The sequence below is a fragment of the Corynebacterium amycolatum SK46 genome, assembly GCF_000173655.1.
Classification (GTDB): Bacteria; Actinomycetota; Actinomycetes; order Mycobacteriales; family Mycobacteriaceae; genus Corynebacterium; species Corynebacterium amycolatum_A.
Map to the genome: position 1 here is coordinate 233,942 of NZ_ABZU01000002.1, position 23,310 is coordinate 257,251.

The 23,310-nt window shown below is 59.6% G+C and carries 16 protein-coding genes and 4 tRNA genes; 1 reads left to right on the forward strand and 19 read right to left on the reverse strand.

Annotated elements, in window-relative coordinates:
* Nucleotides 1-201: 201 nt before the first annotated feature.
* The 15 genes from CORAM0001_RS02960 to CORAM0001_RS03030 all read right to left on the reverse strand — a co-directional run bounded on the left by CORAM0001_RS02960 (nucleotide 202) and on the right by CORAM0001_RS03030 (nucleotide 17,297).
* On the reverse strand, nucleotides 202-4,173 hold the full coding sequence (locus CORAM0001_RS02960; protein ID WP_005509745.1) for a DNA-directed RNA polymerase subunit beta': 3,972 nt from the start codon (nucleotides 4,171-4,173) through the stop codon (nucleotides 202-204).
* Between the two features lie 148 nt (nucleotides 4,174-4,321).
* Nucleotides 4,322-7,810, reverse strand: coding sequence for a DNA-directed RNA polymerase subunit beta (rpoB, locus tag CORAM0001_RS02965; protein WP_040360933.1), 3,489 nt, complete (start codon nucleotides 7,808-7,810; stop codon nucleotides 4,322-4,324).
* A 435-nt stretch (nucleotides 7,811-8,245) separates the two neighbouring features.
* Nucleotides 8,246-9,211: a cell envelope lipid trafficking protein PgfA gene (gene pgfA, locus CORAM0001_RS02970; protein ID WP_005509942.1), complete on the reverse strand. Its 966-nt coding sequence runs from the start codon at nucleotides 9,209-9,211 to the stop codon at nucleotides 8,246-8,248.
* Between the two features lie 223 nt (nucleotides 9,212-9,434).
* Entirely contained in the window at nucleotides 9,435-9,818 is a 384-nt protein-coding gene (gene rplL / locus CORAM0001_RS02975; protein ID WP_005510023.1) for a 50S ribosomal protein L7/L12, read from the reverse strand.
* 124 nt (nucleotides 9,819-9,942) lie between these two features.
* Nucleotides 9,943-10,455: a 50S ribosomal protein L10 gene (rplJ, locus tag CORAM0001_RS02980; RefSeq protein WP_005509856.1), complete on the reverse strand. Its 513-nt coding sequence runs from the start codon at nucleotides 10,453-10,455 to the stop codon at nucleotides 9,943-9,945.
* 386 nt (nucleotides 10,456-10,841) lie between these two features.
* Complete coding sequence (locus tag CORAM0001_RS02985) at nucleotides 10,842-11,474, reverse strand: hypothetical protein (RefSeq protein ID WP_005509975.1); 633 nt, start codon at nucleotides 11,472-11,474, stop codon at nucleotides 10,842-10,844.
* 253 nt (nucleotides 11,475-11,727) lie between these two features.
* Nucleotides 11,728-12,432, reverse strand: a complete 705-nt coding sequence (rplA, locus tag CORAM0001_RS02990) for a 50S ribosomal protein L1 (protein WP_005510022.1) — start codon at nucleotides 12,430-12,432, stop codon at nucleotides 11,728-11,730.
* Nucleotides 12,433-12,533: 101 nt separating this feature from the next.
* A complete protein-coding gene (gene rplK, locus CORAM0001_RS02995) occupies nucleotides 12,534-12,971 on the reverse strand; it encodes a 50S ribosomal protein L11 (RefSeq protein ID WP_005509796.1) in 438 nt (145 codons plus the stop codon).
* 335 nt (nucleotides 12,972-13,306) lie between these two features.
* Nucleotides 13,307-14,191, reverse strand: coding sequence for a transcription termination/antitermination protein NusG (gene nusG / locus CORAM0001_RS03000; RefSeq protein WP_005509872.1), 885 nt, complete (start codon nucleotides 14,189-14,191; stop codon nucleotides 13,307-13,309).
* 191 nt (nucleotides 14,192-14,382) lie between these two features.
* Entirely contained in the window at nucleotides 14,383-14,691 is a 309-nt protein-coding gene (secE, locus tag CORAM0001_RS03005; protein WP_005510050.1) for a preprotein translocase subunit SecE, read from the reverse strand.
* Between the two features lie 539 nt (nucleotides 14,692-15,230).
* Nucleotides 15,231-15,303: transfer RNA gene (locus CORAM0001_RS03010), tRNA-Trp, on the reverse strand.
* Between the two features lie 103 nt (nucleotides 15,304-15,406).
* Nucleotides 15,407-15,480, reverse strand: a tRNA-Met gene (locus CORAM0001_RS03015).
* 39 nt (nucleotides 15,481-15,519) lie between these two features.
* Nucleotides 15,520-15,592, reverse strand: a tRNA-Thr gene (locus tag CORAM0001_RS03020).
* 371 nt (nucleotides 15,593-15,963) lie between these two features.
* A tRNA-Tyr gene (locus CORAM0001_RS03025) sits at nucleotides 15,964-16,045 on the reverse strand.
* Between the two features lie 196 nt (nucleotides 16,046-16,241).
* Nucleotides 16,242-17,297, reverse strand: coding sequence for a polyprenyl synthetase family protein (locus tag CORAM0001_RS03030; RefSeq protein ID WP_005510008.1), 1,056 nt, complete (start codon nucleotides 17,295-17,297; stop codon nucleotides 16,242-16,244).
* A gap of 118 nt (nucleotides 17,298-17,415) precedes the next feature.
* Between CORAM0001_RS03030 and CORAM0001_RS03035 the strand changes: the two genes are divergently transcribed.
* Nucleotides 17,416-18,768: a geranylgeranyl reductase family protein gene (locus CORAM0001_RS03035; RefSeq protein ID WP_100066772.1), complete on the forward strand. Its 1,353-nt coding sequence runs from the start codon at nucleotides 17,416-17,418 to the stop codon at nucleotides 18,766-18,768.
* 51 nt (nucleotides 18,769-18,819) lie between these two features.
* Here the strand turns inward: CORAM0001_RS03035 and CORAM0001_RS03040 are convergent, their stop codons facing one another.
* From CORAM0001_RS03040 to menD, 4 genes are all read right to left on the reverse strand, one after another.
* Nucleotides 18,820-19,512: a demethylmenaquinone methyltransferase gene (locus tag CORAM0001_RS03040; protein WP_040360936.1), complete on the reverse strand. Its 693-nt coding sequence runs from the start codon at nucleotides 19,510-19,512 to the stop codon at nucleotides 18,820-18,822.
* 10 nt (nucleotides 19,513-19,522) lie between these two features.
* On the reverse strand, nucleotides 19,523-20,731 hold the full coding sequence (locus CORAM0001_RS03045; RefSeq protein WP_005509984.1) for a glycosyltransferase family 4 protein: 1,209 nt from the start codon (nucleotides 20,729-20,731) through the stop codon (nucleotides 19,523-19,525).
* 4 nt (nucleotides 20,732-20,735) lie between these two features.
* On the reverse strand, nucleotides 20,736-21,227 hold the full coding sequence (locus CORAM0001_RS03050; protein WP_005509940.1) for a DUF3592 domain-containing protein: 492 nt from the start codon (nucleotides 21,225-21,227) through the stop codon (nucleotides 20,736-20,738).
* A gap of 97 nt (nucleotides 21,228-21,324) precedes the next feature.
* On the reverse strand, nucleotides 21,325-23,226 hold the full coding sequence (gene menD / locus CORAM0001_RS03055; RefSeq protein WP_005509911.1) for a 2-succinyl-5-enolpyruvyl-6-hydroxy-3-cyclohexene-1-carboxylic-acid synthase: 1,902 nt from the start codon (nucleotides 23,224-23,226) through the stop codon (nucleotides 21,325-21,327).
* Nucleotides 23,227-23,310 lie beyond the last annotated feature (84 nt).

Sequence of the window (23,310 nt, forward strand, 5' to 3'; positions counted from 1 at the left end):
TTGCCTCGACAAAGAAAAATCCTCCGGCACGACCGTGACGAACTAGCAAGCTGCTAGTAAGCCACTACTGTGCCGGAGGATTTTTCCGGTTGCCACCTGACAGCTAGCGCACTAAGCCCCAACTGCCAGGCGTGGTGCTTTGTCCGACAGCAGCCGGGGAATTCTCCCGCTCCCCAGCCGCGGCCGCAAAGCTATTGATTTTTACTCGAAGGTTCCGATGTCATCCAGCGGAACTGCGGAACCGACCTGGTCGATGCCGTAGGTGTCCTCGGCACCGTAGAAGCCCTCACCGAAGGAAGCGAACGGGGCAGCTGCCTGGCGGGCAGCTTCCTCAGTCGGCTCAACCGTGATGTTGCGGTAGCGCGAGATACCCGTACCAGCCGGGATTAGCTTACCGATGATCACGTTCTCCTTCAGGCCGATGAGCTTATCCGAGCGCTTGTTGATAGCGGCGTCGGTAAGCACGCGCGTCGTCTCCTGGAAGGAGGCGGCGGACAGCCAGGACTCGGTGGCCAGCGATGCCTTGGTAATACCCATCAGCACGCGACGGCCCTCGATGACGCTGCCACCGGAGGCAACAATCTCGCGGTTCTTAGCCATGACCGTGGAGCGCTCGACCAATGCGCCTGGCAGCAGGTCGGAGTCACCCGGCTTGGACACGATCACGCGGCGCAGCATCTGGCTGACAATAACCTCGATGTGCTTGTCGTGAATGGCCACACCCTGGTCACGGTAGACCGACTGGACTTCCTCAATGAGGTGACGCTGGACGCCTCGGCGACCCAGGACCTCGAGGACCTCGTGCGGATCGGCAGCGCCCTTGAGCAGCTGCTGCCCCTTAACCACATGGTCACCATCGCGGATGGCGCGACGACGGCCATCGACGGTGATTTCAGCCAGACCCTGACGCTTGGACAGCTTGTCGTAGACGACCTCGTCCTCGCTGTTGGCATCCGGGATGAGGGTGAGCGTGTAGAAGTGCTCATCCTCCTCCAGGCGCACGCGACCGTTTTCGCGAACCAGTGGAGCCTTGTTCTTCGGCACTCGGGCCTCGAACAGCTCCTGGACACGCGGCAGACCACCGGTAATGTCGCCACCGACACCACCCTGGTGGAACGTACGCATGGTCAGCTGGGTACCCGGCTCACCAATGGACTGCGCAGCGACAATACCGACAGCCTCTCCGATGTCGACCAGCTTGCCGGTTGCCATCGAGCGACCGTAGCACTTGGCACATACACCGGTTGCGGTGGAACAGGTCAGAACCGAGCGGACCTTGACTTCCTTGACACCGTGGCTGAGAGCCAGGGTGATGTGGTCGTCGTTCAGGTCGGTGTCAGCCTCGATAAGGACATTGCCCTCAGCGTCGGTGACATCGGCTGCCAGCACACGAGCGATTGCAGCGGTTTCGACGTACTTCGCACGACGAATCTCACCGGTCGGATTGCCGGTTGCGTCCAGAACATCCTCGCCAATCTCGACAACGACACCGTCGTGGGTGCCACAGTCCTCTTCGCGAACGATGACGTCCTGCGCAACGTCGACCAGACGACGGGTCAGGTAACCCGAGTCAGCGGTACGAAGCGCGGTATCGGCCAGACCCTTACGGGAACCGTGCGAGTTGTTGAAGTACTCGAGAACCGACAGGCCTTCGCGGAAGGAGGTCTTAATCGGGCGGGTGATGTATTCACCACGCGGGTTCGTGACCATGCCCTTCATACCGGCCAGCGAGTGAATCTGGCCCATGTTACCGGCAGCACCCGACTTCACGATCATCGGAATCGGGTTGTCATCCGGGTACAGAGCCTCGACCTTTTCACCGACCTCAGCCGTCGCAGCCTTCCACAGGTTAACCAGCGACTCGTGACGCTCAGCAGCCGAGAGCTTACCGCGGCGGAACTTCTTCTCCACCGTGGCGGCCTTCTCTTCGTAGCCGTTCAGGATCTCACGCTTGTTCGGGAGAACCAGCACGTCAGACATAGCAATGGTGACACCAGAACGGGTAGCCCAGTAGAAACCAGCATCCTTGAGCTTGTCGACGGTCTGAGCGACCGTGATCATCGGGTACTTGGCAGCCAAGTCGTTGATGATCGCAGCCTGCGGCTTCTTAGCCATAACGCCTTCGACGTATGGGTAGTTCCACGGCAGCAGGTCGTTGAACATAACGCGGCCCAGCGTGGTGGAAGCCAGCCAGGTATCGCCCTTGTTCCAACCATCTGGGAACTGCTCGGACTCAATCTCGGCCGGCGGACGCAGGTGGCTGATGCGAACCTTAATTGGGCTCTGCAGACCAATTGCACCGCGGTCGTAAGCCATGATGGCCTCGGCCGGGCTGGTGTAAATACCCTGCTCCGGTGCGTCCTCGGTGGCATCCTGGTGCCCACCTGGCAGCTCCGGCTTCTCCAGTGTCAGGAAGTACAGGCCAGTGACCATATCCAGACGCGGCATAGCCAGCGGCTTACCGGAAGCCGGCGACAGAATGTTGTTCGAGGACAGCATCAGGACGCGAGCCTCGGCCTGTGCTTCAGCGGACAGCGGCAGGTGTACTGCCATCTGGTCACCGTCGAAGTCGGCGTTGAAAGCCTCACATGCCAGTGGGTGCAGCTGAATTGCCTTACCCTCAACCAGGACCGGCTCGAACGCCTGAATACCCAGGCGGTGCAGCGTAGGTGCACGGTTCAGCAGGACCGGGTGTCCGGTAATGACATCTTCGAGGACGTCCCACACCTCTGGGCGCTGACGCTCAACCATGCGCTTGGCGCTCTTGATGTTCTGCGCGTAGCTCTTGGCCACGAGCTCCTTCATAACGAACGGCTTGAACAGCTCCAGAGCCATCAGCTTCGGCAAACCACACTGGTGCAGCTTCAGCTGCGGGCCGACGATAATAACCGAACGGCCGGAGTAGTCAACACGCTTACCCAGCAGGTTCTGACGGAAACGACCCTGCTTACCCTTGAGCAGGTCGCTCAGGGACTTCAGCGGGCGGTTACCCGGACCAGTGACCGGGCGGCCACGACGTCCGTTGTCGAACAGTGCGTCAACGGATTCCTGAAGCATGCGCTTCTCGTTGTTGACGATGATCTCCGGAGCGCCGAGGTCAATCATGCGCTTCAGGCGGTTGTTGCGGTTGATGACGCGACGGTAGAGGTCGTTCAAGTCCGAGGTCGCAAAGCGGCCACCGTCGAGCTGCACCATCGGGCGCAGCTCCGGCGGAATCACCGGGATGCAGTCGAGCACCATAGCGGCCGGGTCGTTGCCGGACTGCAGGAATGCAGTGACAACCTTCAGGCGCTTGAGGGCGCGCATCTTCTTCTGTCCCTTGCCGTCGCGAATAATTTCGCGCAGCTCCTCGGCCTCCTTGGCCAGGTCGAAGTTGCGGATCAGGGTCTGAATAGCCTCAGCACCCATACCACCGGTGAAGTAATCCTCGTAGCGGTCGACGAGCTCGGTGTAAATGCCCTCGTCGATAATCATCTGCTTCGGCTCGAGCTTGATGAAGGTGTTCCAAATCTCGTCGAGACGATCCAGCTCGCGCTGGGCGCGCTCACGGATGTGGCGCATCTCGCGCTCGGCTGCAGACTGAACCTTCTTGCGGGCATCAGCCTTGGCACCCGCTGCCTCGAGTTCAGCCAGATCCTCTTCCAGAGTCTGGGCGCGCTCGGCCAACTCCTGGTCGCGGTCGTCCTCAACCAGCTTCTTGTCCACGAGCATGTCTGCTTCGAGGGTTTCCTGGTCGTTGTGGCGAGCCTCTTCATCCACGGAGGTGATGATGTTGGCAGCGAAGTAGATGATCTTTTCCAGATCCTTCGGAGCCAGGTCGAGCAGGTAGCCGAGGCGGGACGGCACACCCTTGAAGTACCAGATGTGAGTGACCGGAGCGGCCAGCTCAATGTGGCCCATGCGCTCACGGCGAACCTTCGACTTGGTCACCTCAACGCCACAGCGTTCACAGATGATGCCCTTGAAGCGAACGCGCTTGTACTTACCACAAGCACACTCCCAGTCGCGGGTCGGGCCGAAGATACGCTCACAGAAAAGGCCATCCTTTTCCGGCTTCAGCGTACGGTAGTTAATCGTCTCGGGCTTCTTGACCTCACCGCGAGACCAGCGGCGGATGTCGTCGGCGGTAGCGAGCCCAATCCGGAGCTCGTCAAAGTTGTTGACGTCGAGCACCTGTTTTCCCTTTCCCTCCGCATCGAAGTAATGCGGAAACCAAATTCTCTGCGGAGGTTTTTGTACGTTGTCGTCTGTGTTGGGTTATTCGCGAGTTAGGGCTTCCCGACCCTGATACTCACGCAATGTTTCGTCGTTAAGCGAGAAACTATGCGGAGTCAGCGTCGGAACGCTCATCGCGGGACAGGTTAATGCCGAGGGAAGCGGTCGCGTGGTCGAGTTCCTCATCGTCGGAGGAGCCCAACTCAACCGGAACGCCGTCGGCCGAAAGGACCTCAACGTTCAGGCAGAGCGACTGCAGTTCCTTCAGAAGCACCTTGAACGACTCCGGAATACCCGGATCCGGAATGTTGTCGCCCTTCACGATTGCCTCGTAGACCTTGACGCGGCCAACCACGTCATCGGACTTGATGGTGAGCAGCTCCTGCAGGGTGTAGGCAGCGCCGTATGCCTGCATTGCCCACACCTCCATCTCACCGAAGCGCTGACCACCGAACTGAGCCTTACCACCCAGCGGCTGCTGGGTAATCATGGAGTACGGACCGGTGGAACGAGCGTGAATCTTCTCGTCGACCAGGTGGTGCAGCTTCAGCATGTACATGTAGCCCACCGAAACCGGGAACGGGAACTTCTCGCCAGAGCGGCCGTCGAACAGCGTGGCCTTACCGTCAGCGTTGACCAGCACCTCGCCGTCACGGTTCGGGCGGGACGACGCGAGCAGACCAGCGAGCTCCTCGTTCTCAGCACCGTCGAACACTGGGGTTGCAACCAGGGAGTCGGACGGAACGTCGTGCAGGTCGGCCGGAAGACGCTTAGCCCAATCCGGATCGCCCTCAATGCTCCAGCCGGCCTTCGCCAGCCAGCCGAGGTGAACCTCGAGGACCTGGCCGATGTTCATACGACGCGGAACACCGTGGGTGTTCAGAATGATGTCGACCGGGGTGCCGTCCGGCAGGAACGGCATGTCCTCCTGCGGCAGGATCTTGCCGATAACGCCCTTGTTACCGTGGCGACCTGCCATCTTGTCGCCGTCCTGGATCTTGCGCTTCTGCGCAACGTACACGCGGACCATCTCGTTGACTCCCGGTGCCAGGTCGTCATCGTCTTCACGGGAGAAGACGCGGACGCCGATGACCTTGCCGGACTCACCGTGCGGAACACGCATGGAAGTGTCACGGACCTCGCGGGACTTCTCGCCGAAGATAGCGCGCAGCAGGCGCTCCTCCGGAGTCAGCTCAGTCTCGCCCTTCGGCGTGGTCTTAGCGACCAGGATGTCACCGTCGCGAACGTCGGCACCGATGCGGACGATGCCGCGTTCATCCAGATCCTTCAGCATCTCCTCGGACGCGTTCGGGATGTCACGGGTGATTTCCTCCGGACCCAGCTTGGTGTCGCGGGCGTCAATCTCGTGCTCCTCGATGTGAATCGAGGTCAGGATGTCCTCCTCAACCATGCGCTGGTTCAGGATGATGGCGTCCTCGTAGTTGTGACCTTCCCACGGCATGAATGCCACGAGCAGGTTCTTACCAAGTGCCATCTCACCGTTGTCGGTACCCGGACCGTCAGCGATGACCTGGCCGGCCTCAACACGCTGGCCCTCGTCAACCAGTGGCTTCTGGTTGTAGCAGGTGCCCTGGTTAGTGCGCTCGAACTTGCGCAGCAGATAGGTGTGGCGCTGGCCCTCATCGTCCATGATGGTGATGAAGTCTGCCGACACGGTCTCGACCACACCGGTGGCCGAAGCGACAATGACATCGCCTGCGTCGTAAGCAGCACGCTGCTCCATACCGGTACCGACGAACGGAGCCTCCGAACGCAGTAGCGGCACAGCCTGACGCTGCATGTTCGCACCCATCAGGGCACGGTTAGCGTCGTCGTGCTCGAGGAACGGAATCATGGCAGTAGCCACGGAGACCATCTGACGCGGGGAAACATCGAGGTAGTCGACCTCATCGGCGCGGACGGACTCGACGTCACCACCCTTCTTGCGAACAGACAGGGTCTCCTGAACGAAGCGGCCGTTCTCGTCAATCGGCGTGTTAGCCTGCGCGACGACGTAGCGGTCTTCCTCATCAGCGGTGAGGTAGTCGACCTCGTCGGTGATGACACCATCGCGGACGCGGCGGTACGGAGTCTCAATGAAACCGAACGGGTTCACGCGTGCGTAGCAGGACAGCGAACCAATCAGGCCGATGTTCGGCCCCTCTGGGGTCTCAATTGGACACATGCGGCCGTAGTGGGACGGGTGAACGTCTCGAACCTCGAGACCAGCACGGTCACGGGTCAGACCACCCGGACCCAGTGCGGACAGACGACGCTTGTGGGTCAGACCCGACAGCGAGTTGTTCTGGTCCATGAACTGGGACAGCTGGGAAGTACCGAAGAACTCACGGATAGCCGCGGAGACCGGGCGCACGTTAATCAGAGTGGTCGGCTGGATCGACTCCACATCCTGAGTGGTCATGCGCTCACGAACCACGCGTTCCATGCGGGACAGACCCACGCGAACCTGGTTCTGAATCAGCTCGCCTACGGTGCGCAGACGACGGTTACCGAAGTGGTCGATATCGTCGGTCTCAACCGGAATCTCGACCCCTTCCGGCGAGGTCATAACATTCTCGCCGTCGTGCAGGCGCACGAGGTATTCGATGGTGGTAGCGATATCCTGTTCGGTCAGGACCATCTCGCCAGAGACCTCAGTACCCAGGCCCAGCTTGCGGTTGACCTTGTAGCGACCGACCTTGGCCAGGTCGTAGCGCTTCGGCTTGAAGAAGTTGTTCTCCAGCAGAGCCAGCGCGGACTCGCGCGTCGGCGGCTCACCCGGGCGCTGCTTGCGGTAAATCTCCAGCAGAGCCTCGTCGGTGTTTGCAACACCGTCCTTCTCCAGGGTGGCCATCATGATCTCAGAGAAGCCGAAGCGCTCCTTGATTTCCTCAGTGGTCCAGCCGAAAGCCTTCAGCAGAACCGTGACCGGCTGGCGACGCTTACGGTCAATACGAACGCCGACGGTGTCCCGCTTGTCGACGTCGAACTCCAGCCACGCACCGCGCGACGGAATAATCTTCACCGAGTGCAGCGGGCGCTCGGTGGACTTGTCGATGGTCTCATCGAAGTAGACGCCCGGAGAGCGCACCAGCTGAGAAACAACGACACGCTCAGTTCCGTTGACGATGAACGTACCCTTGTCCGTCATCATCGGGAAGTCACCGATGAAGACAGTCTGGCTCTTGATCTCACCGGTCTCGCGGTTGGTGAACTCCGCGGTGACGTAGAGGGGAGCCGAGTAGTTGATGTCCTTATCCTTGGACTCATCCACGGTGTTCTTGACGGAGTCGAACCATGGGTCCGACAGCGTCAGGGACATCTTCTGGGAGTAGTCCTCGATCGGAGAGAGCTCTTCTAGAATATCTTCGAGACCGCTGGTAACCCGAGCGTCTTCTCCGAGCTCCTCCTGGCGACGAGCGCGCCACTCAGGCGTGCCAATGAGCCATGCGAAAGACTCACGCTGCAGGTCGAGCAGACCAGGAACCGCGATCGGCTCCTGAATCTTTGCAAACGAGTACCTCTTCGAAGCTCCGGGAATACCGGTTACTGCCTTGGTCTGGCGGGAGACTGCCAAGATGCGTCCTTCCAGCACCTCACGCGGTGGAGCACACCGGCAACCGGTGGTGCGCTCCGCCCGCTTGGTTTATACGCGATTCAAGTTGCAGGAATTATTTCTGTTGCGCACCGGGATACTTTGCGTCTAACCTTTGGTCACACACGAAAGTGATTCCCCCGCCACTTGGCCTCCAAGACCGGCCCTTAAAAGGCGAGCCCCCGAGCCCTAACGGCGGCGCCGCGGCAACTCCTTTAACAGCTAGATGCACGAAAAACGGTGCTACATAATAGCCCCGAGCCCCGAGCGCAAACTATAAAAGAGCTGGCGACAGATACACTAATTCCAGCGCAACGATTTAGCCTATATCAAAAACTGGCAGTTGTCTAGTACAACTTGACAAATCGGGCGTGTCGCATTCACCCGTCACCGATATAAACGGTGAGGCCTGGGCACTAGGGCCGTCGTAAAGCGTTACTCTGCTTTACGACGGGTCGAAGGACGCACGATGCCCACGATTGCGATGAATACCAGAATCGAACCGGACGTAATAAGACCGATTGACCACGGCTCTAGAGCTGGGCGCTGGAAATTCTGTATTGCGCCAAAGAGAAGCTGATTGGAAAGGCCTTCGTCCATCTTGCCGTTGAAGCGCAGGTAGTCCATGATAGGCTCGCCGTCGCGAGTCTCCCACCAAAGGTGGATGTCCTCGGCCATATCGATGACCGAGCCAGACTTCGGCTCAACCCACAAATCACGGGTGCCCTGGTACTGGAGGAAGCCGGATTTGTCATCCTGAGTTAGTTGAGAGACGTAAGAACGGTACTTCTGGGCGAGATTCGTCTTCTCAATATCCTGACGGAAATGCAGAATGCGGTTGCCACCGCGCTCCTCTTCCCCGACAAACTTTGCCGGCAAGGAATCGTGGAGGAAATCATCAAAGATCAGGTATTCTTTTTCCTCCGTGTCGGCCGGGAGCTTCACCCAATTCCCCTCGAAATCCACCGATCGCGGAACGCCGGCCATGCGGTCAACAAGCGTCGCAGGAGCCAACGCCTCGCCGGTGAGTCGATCAATGGTCACTGTCCAGATATTGGCCTCGATAAGCTCCGTCAGCGGGTCGGTGCCCATAACCTCAGGGGGAAGCTCACGCATTTCAGTTACACCGACACGAAGCGAAACCTTGTCCGCATCGGCGGGTTCGATAAGCACGCCGTGAAGCTGTCGCTGCAGCGGCGAGTGCACTTCTTCCCGCTTGCCTTCTTCGTTAATCCTGGTGGATACGCCGTCTTCCGCCCGCAGGGTGTACGACACCGGCGGCAGGTCAAGTGGCATTTTGGGATCAACATTGAGCACTTTGGGCAGCAAGATGCCAGCAGCAAGCAGTGCGGTGCCTAGACCCAACAGAAGGATAGACAAAATTCTCGGCCGTGAGAGCATGTTAGATACTTTACAGGCCAATAGGGGCAATCAAGACAATGAGTGGGCTGGTTTTTGCCCCAACTCCCTGTGACGGGTGAGATTAGTGAGGTTTTGCCCGGGTCAGGTGGGTTAGCAAAGGCCCCAGAAACAAAAGAACCGCCAACCCCGGGTAAAAATCCCAGAATTGGCGGTCAGAATTGGTAGCTTTAGGCCACTACCGGGGCCGAAGCAAGTAAGTGAATTACTTGAGGGAGACCTTTGCGCCAGCCTCTTCCAGCTTAGCCTTAGCAGCCTCAGCGTCGTCCTTGGAAGCACCCTCCAGGATAGCCTTCGGAGCGGACTCAACCATCTCCTTAGCCTCCTTCAGGCCCAGGCCGGAGACGATCTCGCGGACAGCCTTAATAACGCCAATCTTCTTAGCGCCAGCGTCCTCGAGGATGACGTCGAACTCGTCCTTCTCCTCAGCAGCAGCGTCGCCGCCAGCAGCGCCTGCAGCAGCAACTGCGACCGGAGCAGCAGCGGTGACGTCGAACTCTTCCTCGAAAGCCTTCTTGAACTCGGTGAGCTCAACGAGGGTCATTTCCTTGAAAGCCTCGAGCAGTTCCTCAGTGGTGTACTTAGCCATGGATATTCTCCTATGAGTGTGGTGCGGCCGCTCCCCTCAGAGATCCCTGGGGTCGAAGCCGTCAAAGTGATATTTAAAAGTTTTTCGCGTGATTTAGTTCGCGTAGTTCGCGAGCCGCTCGGGATTACTTCTTTTCCTCGAGTGCCGCAGCAAGGCGGGCAACCGAGGAGGTCGGAGCATCGAGCAGGCCAGCGACGTTCGCCAGAACGCCGTTGAAGGCACCAGCCAGCTTTGCCAGCGTGGTCTCACGGTTATCCATATCCGCAAGAGCCTCGAACTGTGCTGCATCGATTGCAGCACCGTCCATGTAGCCGCCCTTGATCACGAGGTTCTTGTTGTCACCGGCGAACTTCTTAATCGCCTTAGCCGCATCCACAGCCTCGCCCTTGATGAAGGCGACTGCAGTCGGGCCGTTCAGGTGCTCATCAAGACCCTCAATCCCTGCCTCGTCGGCAGCGATCTTGATCATGGTGTTCTTGGCGACGGAGTACTTAACATCAGCACCGAGGGCGCGACGCAGTTCCGTGATTTCCGCAACGGACAGGCCGCGGTACTCAGTCAGCACGATAGCGTTGGACTCTTCGACGTCCTGCTTCAGCGCTGCAACAGCTGCAATCTTCTCAGCATTTGCTGCCATGTGTACTCTCGCCTCCTTCCTGGTCTTTGCAATTTTCCGCTCGGCCAAGTGAAGGATTCTTTTGCGCAAATACAACAAACGCCCCAATCCTCGCACAAGGATGGGGCGCACAATTCTTTGGCATGTTCCACTTCGACATCGCCGACTCCAAGGTCAGCAAGTGAAGTCAAACTGCGCAAGCGCTTCCAAGTCCTCCTGCGTGGGCCGCCCACTGTATTCCTACAATGAAACCTTCAATCCGCTTCTTTCAAAGCGAATGACCGACGGTCTTCGGTGAAACTTGAGTACCAACCTCCATCTTCCCAACTCGATGTTGGTACTGATTGGAAGCCGGTCAAACTTCGTGAAGAAACTCTATACCAGACCCAGGCAATTAACCAAATCGCCTATCCAAATCGCGCTGCACCAGGCTCTCCAAAGCGACCGAACTCCAGGTCCTTCTCACGTTGCTGCACAATCATCTCCAGCTCGGCAAAGTACGCATTCAGGTCGTCGTCGGCAAGCCAGAGCACTTGGTCGGCGTAGTCGAGCACCACGCGCACCATGTCGTCGGGATGTGCGTCCAACCTGGCGGCATCGAGAATATCCACGGTGAGTGTCAGTGCCACACGCACGACCGGCGGGATCTGCGATGCCAGGCACTGCTGCGCCACGACATTGCGCAGCTCCACGGCCTCCATCCGCGCAATGATGCGCAGCAACCGCACGACCACGACCTGCGCCGCCCGAGCTTGCAGAGCTTCCTCCTCGCTCATCTCCGGAAGCACCACAGAATCCTGGATATTGCGGCGAAGGACCTCAGCTACGCGCTCGTCCTCCCCTAGCCCCGTCAGCACCTCGCCCAGCAGAGTCTGCCCCGCGATACGCAAGCAGGGCATGTCATAGGCGTCGTCGCCCAACGAGTCAAGGTACGAGATGAGCTGCGGTTCAATAATTCCGGAACCGTCGTCGAGCTGCGCCAGGCGATTAATCTCGCCAAGCGCCTCCAGCCCTTCTTCGGGTTCCAAAATCAACGTCATAGTCGCGATTTTAAGCAACAAACTTTGGCCGTGAGTCCGTTTCGGCTCGATTAATTGTCAGTATCAGCAATTCGCTTTACGACGTCTACCGCGCCCGCAGCCCCACCGCGCCATCAATACCCCTTGTGAGAATGCAAAACCGCCGCCTCACACACTCGGGAAAGTGCGCGAGGCGGCGGTTTTCAAGAGCTTTGCTCTGAGTCACTCTCAAGCGACTTGCGAAGAGCTCACTCGCCTATCGGCTCATGCTGGTTTAGGCGGTGTAGTCCTTGATCACGTTGGTGTCAACCGGGATGCCCGGGCCATTGGTGGCGGAGACGGTGATCTTCTTCAGGTACTTACCCTTAGCAGCGGACGGCTTGAGACGCATCAGCTCGTCGATAAGCGCACCGTAGTTCTCGGCCAGCTTCTCAGCGTCGAAGGAAGCCTTACCGATAACAGCCTGCAGGTTTGCAGCCTTGTCAACGCGGAAGGAAATCTTACCGCCCTTAATCTCGGTGACAGCCTTAGCGACATCCGGGGTAACGGTGCCGGTCTTCGGGTTCGGCATCAGACCACGCGGGCCGAGGATACGAGCCACGCGACCAACCTTGGCCATCTGGTCCGGGGTTGCGATAGCAGCGTCGAAGTCGGTCCAGCCGCCCTGAATCTTTTCGATCAGTTCCTCGGAACCGACGAAGTCAGCGCCGGCCTCTTCAGCCTTGGTAGCGTTCTCGCCAGCGGCGAAAACAACAACGCGGACGGTCTTACCGGTGCCGTTCGGCAGGGAGACAGTGCCGCGAACCAGCTGGTCGGCCTTGCGCGGGTCAACGCCCAGGCGAATCGCAACGTCAATGGTGGCGTCGTAGTTCTTGGAGGAGGTCTCCTTGGCCAGGTTAGCGGCCTCGAGCGGAGAGTAGATGCGGCCGGCGTCGATCTTCTCGGCGGCGGCGCGGTATGCCTTAGAGTTCTTGCTCATGAAAAGTCCAATCTCAATTAAGTGAAATGGTTGGATTGTGGTGTTTAGCGGGCCGAAGCTGGCCCTACCACTTGATGAAGGTGCAGCTAAACGCTGACGGTTTACTTAGCGCCCTCGACGGTGATGCCCATGGAGCGAGCGGTACCGGCGATGATGCGTGCACCCATCTCGATGTCGTTAGCGTTCAGGTCCGGCTTCTTCAGCTCGGCGATTTCCTTGCACTGCTCCCAGGTCACGGAACCGACCTTGTTGGTGTGCGGAACGCCAGAGCCCTTCTTGATGCCAGCGGCCTTCAGCAGCAGCTTAGCTGCCGGCGGGGTCTTCAGAACGAAGGTGAAGGAGCGGTCTTCGTAGACGGAGATTTCAACCGGGACAACGTTGCCACGCTGGTTCTCAGTTGCTGCGTTGTAAGCCTTGCAGAACTCCATGATGTTGACACCATGGGCACCCAGTGCCGGACCAACCGGCGGAGCCGGGTTAGCCTGACCAGCCTGGATCTGCAGCTTAATAATCGCAGAAAGCTTCTTCTTCGGAGCCATCGGATTAACCTACTTCCTAGTTACCGGGGCATGCCGCCCCGATGAAAAGGCGACTCACCCCGTCCGGATGCCGACGCTTTACGACGACCCTTGCGCACTCGACCATCATGGCCGCTGGCGCTGGTCATCGAGTTGGTGCCAGCCACCGGGGATACGAATTACTTGGCGCATCTGTGCTCAAAGCACAAAAATGCACGCCTGGCTACGTTACCGCAGCGTATGGCGTGCATCAAAATCCGTTACCGGATTGGTTGCTCGAGAGAGCTAGCTGGTGCCTTTGCTCGACGCTTGGCTTGCTACCCGGCTTAGTGCGGGGGTCCGACTTAGTGCGAGGCCTAGTTCAGCTTCTCGACCTCATCGATGCCCAGCTCGACCGGGGTCTCACGGCCGAAGATGGAAACCAGAGCCTTCATGCGGCCGGTGTCCGGGTCGATCTCGGAGATAGTCGCAGCCACAGATGCGAACGGGCCGGACAGGATGGTGACGGACTCGCCGACCTCGTAGTCGATGGCTACGGCCTTCTTCTCTGCCTGCGGAGCCGCTGCGACAGCCAGCTCACCGTCGGCATTTGCAGCTTCCTCAGCAGCATCCGCGGTGATGGTCTCCTTCGGCATGAGGAACTTAGCGACCTCGCGAATCTTGACCTTGGACGGCTGGCCCTCGCTACCGACGAAGGAAGTAACACCCGGGGTGTCGCGGACGACGGACCAGGACGGGTCATCCAGGCTCATGCGGACCAGAACGTAGCCCGGCAGCAGCTTGCGCTTAACGATCTTCTTCTTGCCGTCGTCCTTGCGCTCTTCGACTTCCTCAACCGGAACGATGACCTCGTGGATCTGCTCATCGACACCCATGGTCTGGGCACGCATTTCCAGGTTGGTCTTCACCTTGTTCTCGTAGCCGGAGTAGCACTGGATGATGTACCAGTCACCCGGACGACGCTTGAGCTCACGCTGGAACTCGCGCAGGCGCTTACGGTACTCGGCGTCTGCGTCAGCAGCTGCTTGCGCCTCAGCGTCAGCGGCGGTCTCCTCTGCCGGCGCGGCTTCTGCTGCAGCAGTGTCAGCTGCGTCGGCTGCGGCAGTGTCAGCTGCGGCCGCGTCCTCGACCGGAGTCTCTACCTGAGCCTGTGCGTCCTGCACATCCTGCTCAGTTGCGGCAGCGTCCGCGGACTGGGCGTCAGGCTGGGCGTCGGAGAAAATATTCTGACCATCGTTCATGTCGTGCTAACCCCTCTTGTATCTACATCAACGGTTCGCGACATTGGCATCTTCGCTCAAAGAGTCTTAAGAGCCAATATGCCATCCGCAATCACTTCGCACAGCTAGACACCAGCTGCGCTAACGAATAATCCCGCCGTCCGGAACTCGGAGGCGGGATGAAAAGCATCACTGCGAGACAGTATAACCGATTACTTGCCCAACACCGATCGGACACCCAGACCGGCCAGTGTGTCCACACCCCACACGAGAGCGATCATGGCAATCAGGAACAGGATCACGATGATGCTGTAGGTGACCATCTGGCGGCCGGTCGGCCAAATCACCTTACGCAGCTCGTCAACAACCTGCTTGATGAAAACCACAGGGTTACGAGTCGAAAGCTCGTTGGTCTCCTTCTCACGCGCAGGCTTCTTCGCCACGGTGGTCTGCGCACCCGTCGCCTGGCGCTTACCGGTCGGGCGAGCCGCTGCCTGGAAAGTCTGGTTTTCCTCAGACACGATGCTCCTTCGCTACTTCGTGCATATGAGAACTAAAGATACTGCACAGTGAAACTCAAGCGTGAATTCTTCAAGGGCAAACTCCAGGGGTGTTCTCCGGAGCCGAGCCCCCACTGTGCAGAGCAAGTCTGGTTCAGTGCGTAAATTCTAGCCGATTATCCACACTATCGAAGAAATGCCCTTCGTGGGAACCGCAGGCTTCGAGATTCGATTCCACTGCTGGCCTTGCGACGATACTCACTGACGGCCACTTCACTGCTGCTTCGCCCTAGCTCGGTCTGCAAGCTTGGGTTGCTCGCTCGGTCTGCAAGCTTGGGTTGCTCGCTCAGGCTGCTGGCTCGGGCTGCAAAAATGACGACCCAACAGACTACGGGCTGCAAATGTGAAACTGTGCGAGTTTATGACCCTACCAGCCATTTTTCGAGCCATTTTTTGACATAAACGCAGTCAGTAACTCGCATTGACCCACCGCCGCCGAATATAAACGAAAAACCCGTCACCCAGACGCATTTTCATACGCCCTGGATGACGGGTACTTGCAGGGGCGACAGGACTCGAACCTGCAACCTGCGGTTTTGGAGACCGCTGCTCTACCAATTGAGCCACGCCCCTTCACCACCAGCAAAAGAACTTTCCAGTCCTTAGCTGACAATGTCCCACCTTACTGCATTGCTGCATAATCAAGGCGGGGTTCGACGAACATCACTGTCCGTAGTAGCGATGGGGGGGATCGAACCCCCGACCTCACGATTATGAGTCGTGCGCTCTCACCATCTGAGCTACATCGCCCCTATTCTCTACCGGACATAAGTCCGTATAAAAGAACAGAGCCCCCTGACAGAATCGAACTGTCGACCTTTTCCTTACCATGGAAACGCTCTGCCGACTGAGCTAAGGGGGCATCAGCATCCATTGAACTCAGCACTTAACTCCGTGGTCAATTGTTGACCGCTTCGTTTCGCTCTGTGCTCTCCGTGAAGCCTTGCAAAGATTAACCCGAAATCACCACTAAGCACAAATCAGCAGGTAGGAAGCGGTATTTCTTGTCACGTTTTCTGACATTTTGGCGCGCACTTATGGATAATCTATTCACTTATCGATGAGCCCCAGCGGAACCATAAGTGAATAGCTCATCGATGGGTGGCCGCCCCTAACCCGAACTCCTAACCCGACCCCCTAACTCGAACCCCTAACTCGAACCCCTCCCCCACATCCCCACCAACAGCCCCTACAAAAAATCACCGCGAGAAAATTCTCGCGGTGATTTCACTGTGCCAGATGATGGATTCGAACCAACGAAGGCAATGCCGACGGATTTACAATCCGCTCCCTTTGGCCGCTCGGGCAATCTGGCGTGCACTCTTAAACGGTGCGAATGGAATGCTACCCACTACTCTGTCAATTACACAAATCGGCAGGTAAGGAGGATATTTTCCTACTTGGATTCCCCCTCAGCAGAGCTCACCCCTCAGCGGAGCTCAACTCTCAGCAGAAATCACCCCAGAGCAGAGCTCGCCCCTAGGTTCATCTCGCCAGTGGAGCTCAATCCACTACCCCACGCGCTCCACGGTGTAGCGAGCAACGTGGCGCAGAGCCTCCTTTGCCGCACAGTCGGGAAGGTCAGCGATGACGCGGTCGGACTCATCCAGCAGTTCATTGACCTTCTCCATCGCGCGAGCCACACCGTTGGTCTGAGCCAGGAGCTCGAGGGCCTCGTCGACAAGCACATCGTCGGAGACTGGGCCGACGAGAATCTCGCGGAGGCGGTCAGCGGCTGGAGTGTCCTCCTGTAGCGCGTAGAGAACCGGCAGCGTGAAGACGCCCTCGCGCAAGTCAGTGCCCGGAGTCTTGCCGGACTGATCTGTGTTGGAGGAAATGTCGATGATGTCGTCGACGATCTGGAAAACGATTCCGATTAGTTCGCCATAGCGGCGCAGCGCGTTGGAAATATCGGCGGACGCACCGGCGTGATAGGCGCCGAGATAACCAGCCGATGCGATGAGCACACCGGTCTTTTCGGCAATGACCTTCAGGTAGCGCTCGATGCGCTCTTCAATCGGCAAGTCCAAGTCGTTGAGGCACTCGCGCATCTGACCTGTGACAAGAACACCGAAGGTCTCGGCGAAGTGGGCTACGCTCTCGGAGCCGAGCTCCGCCAGCAGTCGGGATGCAACAGCGAAGAGGTAGTCACCCGCCAGAATGGCGACGGTGTTGTCCCAGCGCGAGTTTGCGGAGGGCACACCGCGGCGCTTATCCGCTTCATCCATGACATCGTCGTGGTAGAGCGTCGCCAGATGCGTCAGCTCCAGCACCGTCGCGGCGGTGATGACCTTATCGCTCTCCGGGGTCTCACCGAACTGCGCGGCAAGCATGGTAAACATTGGGCGGAAGCGCTTACCACCAGCCTGAGCTAGGTGGGAAACCCGCTCGGCTAGGAAGTCCTCGCCGCGCCCCAGCTCAGTAATCAGGAGGTCCTCGCTCTTGCGCATTCCCTCGGTGATTGTTGCTTCCAGCGCCTCATCAACGAAGTGAGAACTAGTGGCGGTGTGCTCACCAGTGCCCTGAGCACTTCCGGAACTAAGCCCGGAGTAGTCTCCAGTACGCATTCGAGACCTGCCTAACTGACGATAAAAGATAAGAAACTGCTAAATAAACTACCCTACGAGCATAGTGGCTAGCAGACCAGTTCCCATATTTGTTTCAACGTCGTTATACGCTGGGGCAATGACCTCAAGCCCGATTTCGCGAGTTTCCCCCACGTTCGACGGCACCGTCGCTCTACCCAGCAGCACTGACGTGCTCATTGTTGGCGCTGGGCCCACCGGCTCCGCAGCCGCAATTCACGCCGCCCGCGCCGGTTTTTCGGTCACTGTGGTCGACTCGCAGCGCTTCCCGCGCGACAAGACTTGTGGCGACGGACTCACTCCTCGCGCTATCGCTGAGCTACGTCGCCTAGGGCTTGACGACGAGCTCCTGCGCCGCAACCGCAACCGCGGACTCAAGCTGCACGGCTTCGGCGGCTCCATCACCGCACCTTGGCCAGATGATGCCTCGGGCACTTTTCCCGCTGTCGGATCCGCGATGTCGCGTGTTGAGCTCGACACTTTCTTGCTCAATGCCGCCGCTGATGCCGGTGCACAAGTCTTTGATGGGGTCGCTGCGCGGAAGGTGGTTCTCGGAGCGCTGAGCAGTGGTGGCACGCGGGGTCACGGCGTGCGCGAGGTGGAACTTTCCGACCGCGAAGGCAAGCCACACACCATCTCGGCCCGCTGGCTGCTCGTGGCCGATGGGGTCCGAAGTACCGTCGGCAAGCAGCTGGGGCGTGCGTGGCATCGCGACAGCGTCTTTGGCGTGGCCGCGCGGTCATATGTCAGCTTCGACAGCGTGGACGTAGCGGATGACTGGATTCACTCGCACCTGGAACTGCGCGACTCCGAGGGGCAGACGCACCCGGGCTATGGCTGGATTTTCCCGCTGGGAGCAGGCCAGGCGAATGTGGGGTGTGGGGCGCTGGCGACGTCGGCACGCCCGGCGCGCACGAACGTGAAGAAGTTGCTACGCGAGTACCACGGGCAGGTGCGTGAGCAGTGGCAGATGAGCGAACCGGAGCACGTGACGTCGGCGCTGCTACCGATGGGTGGTGCCGTGTCGAATGTGGCGGGGCCGAACTGGGCGTTGCTCGGTGATGCTGCGTGCCTGGTCAACCCGCTCAACGGTGAGGGCATTGACTACGGCATGGAGTCGGCGCGGCTGGCGGTGGAGCTGATTAGTTCGATTGGTGCGGGTCGCGATGGGCTGACTCACTCCTGGCCCGCCCTGCTTCGCGAGCACTACGGCACCGGCTTCTCGCTGGCTCGCAAGTTGGCGCTGACGTTGACGTACCCGAGCTTCCTGCCGACCGTCGGCCCGCTGACCATCGGCGCCCCGTGGGGCAGCCAGCTCATGGGCGTCGCGGCACGACTGATGGGAAACCTGGTCACGGAACACGACCGCGATGTGGTGGCGCGGCTCTGGCGCGCTTCGGGGCAGGCGGTGCTGGCCTCCGATAAGTGGTTTGGACGCCAGCCCTGGCAGTAAAAATCGCTTTACGACGGACCCCGCGACCCAGCCCGATTGCGAGCTATCGACCTACTGCGCGGGCTTGGTTGCCGAGTGCAGCGCCGCGATGCCAAAGGTGAGATTCTGCCAACCAGCATCCTCCCAGCCAGAGGCATTGATGTCGCGGGCAAGCTGCGACTGGTTTGGCCAGGCGCGAATCGACTCCGCCAAGTACACGTAGGCCTCCGGGTTCGAGGAGACGACCTTGGCAATCTGCGGCAGTGCCCGCATCAAGTACTCCTTGTAGAAGGTGCTGAACACTGGCACCACAGGGGTGGAGAACTCACAGACTGTCAGCTGGCCTCCGGGCTTGGTCACGCGGGCTAGTTCGGCAAGGCCCGCCTTGTAGTCCACGATGTTGCGCAGACCGAAGCTGATGGTCACCGCGTCGAAGGTGTTGTCCGGGAATGGCAGCTTCATGCCGTCACCGCAGACCTTGGGAACATCGCGGTGTGCACCGGCCTTGAGCATGCCTCGGGAGAAGTCACAGGCAACGACGTATGCGCCAGACTTTGCCAACTCCACTGAGGAAACAGCCGTACCGGCGGCCAGGTCGAGAACCTTCTGGCCAGGCTGCAGGTTCAGGCGCTTTGCCGTGCGTACGCGCCAGTAGTGGTCAATACCACCGGTGAGCACGGTATTAGTGATGTCGTAATTCTTCCCCACGCCGTCGAACATCGAAGCGACTTCGCTGGGATTTTTCGTTAAATCAGCCCTAGACACGATGTCCAGATTACGCGACCGATTTCTGACGCGTAGCAGCACCTGTACGGGAAGCGTCAATCGTATCTGCTGCGACCTTGCTTGACGTCTCGGCCGCGGAGACCCCAGAAACCTCCTCGTAGTGGCGAACAAGGTCTGCACACAGTGCTTCCCAGGTACGTTCGGTCACGGTGTCGCGGCAGCGGTTGCGCAGCTGCTTGCGAGCCAGCTCATCGTCGACGAGCAGCAGCTTGTCGACCGCCTCAGACAGATCGCGGGTGAAAGTCTTGGGCTCCAGCAGATAGCCGTTGACATCGTTAGTAATCAGGTCGCGCGGGCCGCCTGCGTTCGGAGCGATGGCCGGAACACCGGAAGCGTGGGCTTCCTGTACGGCCTGGCAGAAGGTTTCAAAGTCACCGGTGTGAACGAACACGTCCAGGCTGGCGAATGCCGCTGCCAACTTATCGCCGGTGAGCTGCCCGGTAAAGACGGCATTCGGCATCAGCTTCTTCAGCTTCGGCAGCTCCGGGCCATTACCAACAATGACCACCTGGATATCATCGCGGCCGTTCAGCGCTGCCAGCCGCTCCACGGACTTCTCCGCCGCCAACCTGCCGACATAACCAACAATTGGCTTGTCCTCCGGGCTCCACTGCTTCCTGAGCTCCTCGCTACGCTTTGTCGGAGTAAAGCGAACCGCATCAACACCACGACCCCAGCGGTAGACGTCACGAATCTTGTGATTCTGCAGGTCCTCAATAGTCGGCGACGACGGCGCCAGCGTTCGGGCACAGGAGTTATGAATCACGCGCGTCCACAACCACGCGGCCGTGGAGAGCCCCGCCAACTTGTAGTTCTTGGCAAAACCCGCAACGTCCGTCTGATAGATAGCCACAGCCGGGATGCCCAGCGCCTTAGCAGTCAAAGCGCCCGCACCACCGAGCACAAATGGCGAAGCCAAGTGGACAACATCCGGCTTAAACTGCGTCAGCGCCGACGCTACCCTGCGGTTCGGCACACCGATCGGTAGTGAATCAATCAACGGCACCATCACAGTGGGTACACGCTCAATGCGGTAGTCGCAGTAGAACTCTGCCTCTTCCTGCCAGTCCCGAGCACCCGGCGCAATCACCAGCGCCTCGTGCCCCTCACGGCGTAAGTGTTCCAACACCCGCAACACGGAGTTTGTCACTCCATTGATGTTGGGCAAGAAGCTTTCAGCAATGATGGCAACGCGCATGGTGCTAGTTTTCCATCTCGTCGGAAAGCGAAAGTGACCCCCTGTTTACCTTTTGGGGATCTCTTTGTAAACGACGGGTTGCACGCAACGACAACCACCACAACGGCGCGACGACGATAAACGCAACCACAGCGATGCTGGCCGCCGGGAGAAGTGACAGCGTCCAAGTGCGTCCGGCGACGCGGACGACATTGGGGTCAGTGCGGTCGTATTCGACGCGGACGCGCTGCCCCTCTTCCAGACCAACGGGATAGAGCAAACCGGTTGGTGGCGACTGAAACCCACCATTCTCGTCGACGAAATCGACCGTGGTGCGAAGGACCTCGACCGAGCGCACATTAGCTACGGACTGCCCCATGTTCGACTCGATATTGCGGTCATTAATGAAGCAGCCCACCACCATGGCCAGGCACGACAGCAACAGGCAGATCATTACAAACAGCAACACCTGACGAAGGAAGCGCGGCCAATTGGCCAGGGCAGTTTTCCACTGCATGGCGGTCGCGACCTCCCTATTTTTCTGTCCCTGATTGTTTCCAGCTCTGATCTGATGCTGCCGGCCAGCTAGTCCTTATTCAGCAAGCCTTGTTCAGCTAGTGCTTGTCCAGCACCCCAATCTCCGCATTGTATGCCAGCTTGTGATGCAACTGTCTACGCGTCGCGCGCGTGGTCGCCACCTCGATGACGCGGATGCCATCGACGTCGGTATCCGGGTGCAGCTGCGCGAGCAGATCTGGGAGGCGGTCAACATGCACGTGCTCGACCCCGTAGGCCTGACAGATGCCCTCAAAGTCCACGTCCTGCGGTGTGCCGAAGATGCGCTCGAAGCTTCCCCGCAGAGCCGGGCTGCCCGCCTCCAGCGTCTCGAAGATACCGCCACCGGCATCATTGGCCACCACGATGGTGAGGTTTTCCGGCCTCGGCTCCAGCGGCCCAATCGCCAGCGCTGCGGAGTCGTGCTGGAACGTCAGGTCCCCCATGAGCGCAATCGTCCGCGGCGGGCGGATCTCGTCGGCATGCTCGCGATCGGACGCCAGCGCAATACCAATCGCCGTCGCCACCGTGCCGTCGATGCCCGCGGCACCTCGTCCCGCATACGTGTTCACACCCGGGAAAGGCAGGCCCGTGTACGACGCATCGCGCACCGGGTTCGACGCGCCCAGCACCACATTGTCACCCGTGCGCAGACTATCCGTCAGCGCCGCCGCCACATGGAATCCGGTCAGCGGTTCCTCCGCTTCAATCGAGTCGGTAAGCGTCTCTCGCACGGACTTTACCGCCAATTCGCTGGCAGCCTCACAGATTTTCGTCCACTGCGGGTCCTGCTCCCCCACAGTCTGCACATGCTTTACGACGGCCCTTGCGTTCGCCGTTACATCCGGGAACTCCACCCCAAAGCCGTGGTTTTCCGCATCCGAGACAACCGTCAACTCGATATCAGGATTGGCCAGCAGCTTAGAGATCCCTCGGTGCAGCGTCGGCCTGCCGACCAACACAATCTGCTCCGGCGGAATCTGCGCAAAAGTACCCGCCGCAAGCGGGTGAACCGGGTGCGCCGGCGCATATGCATTCGGCTCAGCGATGGTTGGCAAATCCTCCAACTCTGGCAGATGCGGGGCATTCGAGCCCGCAATCACGAGTGTGCGGCGGCTGATGTCAATTGTGGCTGTGCTAGCCGTGTTGGCCGGGCTGGTAGTGGCCGAGTTGGCTGAGTGGGCTGCGATGGCGGCTGCGCCGACGTTGTTGCTGTTGGTAGGCGCAATCGTGGTCCAGGGGCCGCCGTCTGCGCGGCCCTCGGGGATGTCGGCGACGGAGTCGTCGTCAGGCACGAGCGGTTCGACAAAACGGACGTTGAGGTGGCCGGCCCCGGATGCCATGGCGGCAACAACGCGATCAATGCGGGCGCGAATCTGTGCGGCAGTGGCCTTCGTGACCGGGGCGGTGCCGTCCAGATCGAACTCGACTACGGAGGCATCGGCGAACAGGCGGTCCTGGACGATGGTCTGGTTCGCGCCGGTGCCGCGATAATGCGCGGGGCGATCGGCGGTCAGTGCCAGCAGCGGAATACCCGACGCGGTGGCTTCGACCATGGCGGGCACGAGGTTTGCGACGGCTGTGCCGGACGTTGTAATTACCGGGGTCACCTTGCGGGTGCGCGAGGCCAGGCCGAGGGCGAGGAAGGCGGCGGAGCGTTCATCGATGCGCACATGGAGGCGAACCTTCGCCGCATCGGCGGCCTGGACCAGAGCGCGGGCCAGCGGGGCGGACCGGGAACCCGGGCACACCACGGCATCGACCATGCCGAGACGCAGCAGCTCATCGACGATGAGGCCCGCTACCACTGCGGATGGGGCCGCGGGAGTTGCAGGGGCTGCGGAGGTGTGGGGCGTGGCGTTGGTTGCCGAGGCTGGGGTGCCAGCATCGGTGCTGGCGGCATTGGTGATGTTGGCGCCCTGAGCGTGCGTAGTCTGGGAGGTGTCCTGGTTGTCGTTCACACTCAATAGGCTACTTGTCAGGCTGGATATCGGGCTCTTTGGGAGTTACTGACTAGGTTTGAGGCTGTTTAGGGCTGTTTTTCG

Bases quoted from the DNA above. Each gene is read 5' to 3' on its own strand.
- CORAM0001_RS03035 (WP_100066772.1), top strand. From the start codon at position 17,416: ATGACCTCAAGCCCGATTTCGCGAGTTTCCCCCACGTTCGACGGCACC.
- CORAM0001_RS03045 (WP_005509984.1), bottom strand. From the start codon at position 20,731: ATGCGCGTTGCCATCATTGCTGAAAGCTTCTTGCCCAACATCAATGGA.
- CORAM0001_RS02985 (WP_005509975.1), bottom strand. From the start codon at position 11,474: ATGACGTTGATTTTGGAACCCGAAGAAGGGCTGGAGGCGCTTGGCGAG.
- rplJ (WP_005509856.1), bottom strand. From the start codon at position 10,455: ATGGCAGCAAATGCTGAGAAGATTGCAGCTGTTGCAGCGCTGAAGCAG.
- rplK (WP_005509796.1), bottom strand. From the start codon at position 12,971: ATGGCTCCGAAGAAGAAGCTTTCTGCGATTATTAAGCTGCAGATCCAG.
- pgfA (WP_005509942.1), bottom strand. From the start codon at position 9,211: ATGCTCTCACGGCCGAGAATTTTGTCTATCCTTCTGTTGGGTCTAGGC.
- CORAM0001_RS03030 (WP_005510008.1), bottom strand. From the start codon at position 17,297: ATGCGTACTGGAGACTACTCCGGGCTTAGTTCCGGAAGTGCTCAGGGC.
- rplA (WP_005510022.1), bottom strand. From the start codon at position 12,432: ATGAGCAAGAACTCTAAGGCATACCGCGCCGCCGCCGAGAAGATCGAC.
- rplL (WP_005510023.1), bottom strand. From the start codon at position 9,818: ATGGCTAAGTACACCACTGAGGAACTGCTCGAGGCTTTCAAGGAAATG.
- CORAM0001_RS03050 (WP_005509940.1), bottom strand. From the start codon at position 21,227: ATGCAGTGGAAAACTGCCCTGGCCAATTGGCCGCGCTTCCTTCGTCAG.
- nusG (WP_005509872.1), bottom strand. From the start codon at position 14,191: ATGAACGATGGTCAGAATATTTTCTCCGACGCCCAGCCTGACGCCCAG.